The sequence below is a fragment of the Gottfriedia sp. NPDC056225 genome (assembly GCF_042267765.1).
In the GTDB taxonomy this organism is placed as follows: Bacteria; Bacillota; Bacilli; order Bacillales; family Bacillaceae_G; genus Gottfriedia.
The window spans coordinates 1-1,032 of sequence record NZ_JBHJTJ010000149.1 but is presented as its reverse complement, the minus strand read 5'-3'; the positions used below and the strand labels follow the sequence as shown (position 1 = coordinate 1,032).

Genomic DNA, 1,032 nt, shown 5'->3' with positions numbered 1-1,032 from the left:
CGGTTTAAATATTCCAATTGTTCCTTCGCTAACTTATCGTTATTTTTAAATAAATAATATTTAGTAAGTATAACTTTATAAAATTGAAAGAAATTTGAAATATGTAAAAGTTGAATCTCCTCTAATTGTTGTTTTAAATGATCTGCTTTAATTTCTATTTTCATAATTATGGATTGAAGCCATTCTTCTAGTAGATTATCTAAACTATTGTATGCTTTCGTTTCATCTTCTAAATTTATTTTAAGCCGCTCTGCAATTAATAAAATTGTATTATCAGAAACCTCTGTAAGCCCTCTTTCAATTTTACTAATATGAGTTGCAGAACAAATACCTTCGCTTAATTCGGATTGCGTAAAATTTCTTAGTTTTCTATAAAATTGTATAATTTTTCCTTCAATCAACTATACCACCTCGCCTAATTAAATTATTTTACTATAAATTTAATAATAACCCCAAATTTATTTAATGTATTTTTTTTTTTTGGACAATCTTAAAACTCCTTATGAGAATTTAAGGAGCTTAATAAGGTTTTATCTAAAAAAATTGGATATCTAATAGAATGTAACAATAAAATAGTTCTTTAGAACTATATAAAAACCCCCATAGCTTATATTCCTTCAATATACTACATTTAAATAGTAGTTTAAATTTCCTATAATACAGAATGTTGTCATTGCTGTCGCTATCTGGAACGTATGTTCGTTTTATTGGGTTAATCTTTATGGGAAAATCTCCAGAAGCGTAAGAATCCAGTAGCAATAGTTGGTAAAAAAATTTAGCTAATTATTCAAAATAGATGAGGCTAGATTCAAAGAATTAAATAAAATGGATATGGTCAATATGGTTTTGTTGTCGTGATGAATAATAATAAAAACGCCTTCTAATATAAGAGACCAAATCATTTGTAGATTTGGTCTCTTATTTTAAATATGATACAAATTGTCAATTAAAGGGATGAGGTCCAAAATGAATGATATTCTACTTAATGAATTTACCAAGTTGTTGAATAGAAAGAAATGGAACTTTAGAATC

1 protein-coding gene is annotated in these 1,032 nt (G+C 26.2%); it reads right to left on the bottom strand.

What is annotated here, in order from left to right; translation table 11 throughout:
• Window positions 1–401: helix-turn-helix domain-containing protein (locus ACFCYN_RS25520; RefSeq protein ID WP_375953000.1), on the bottom strand; the 401-nt coding region annotated here is incomplete at its 3' end.
• Window positions 402–1,032: the final 631 nt, after the last annotated feature.